This is a genomic window from Streptomyces sp. NRRL F-2664, assembly GCF_000719345.1.
Taxonomy (GTDB): domain Bacteria; phylum Actinomycetota; class Actinomycetes; order Streptomycetales; family Streptomycetaceae; genus Streptomyces.
Window position 1 is genome coordinate 1 of the sequence record NZ_JOFX01000544.1, and the last position, 264, is coordinate 264.

The window sequence follows — 264 nt, forward strand, 5'->3', positions numbered from 1 at the left end:
CTCGGCCTGAGCCCGGGCCACGAGCTCGTTCAGGAACTGGTCATCCACACTCGCCGGCACAGTCCCCACCGGAGACGGCTTGGCTATGTTCTCGCTGGTTACAGGTGCACTCTTCCATGATCGGAGTTACACCGTTCTCTTTACAGTCCCAGGCAGGTGGCACAACAGAGCCGTCGCCCGCAGCGCGATCTTCGACTACATCGAAGGCTGGTACAACACCCGCAGACTCCACAGCCCAGCCGAGTACGAAAAACTCGCCGCCTG

1 pseudogene is annotated in these 264 nt (G+C 61.0%); it reads left to right on the forward strand.

The features are described 5' to 3' along the window. Window positions 1–166 precede the first annotated feature (166 nt). A pseudogene (locus tag IF89_RS45745) lies at window positions 167–264 on the forward strand (IS3 family transposase); the annotation flags it as partial.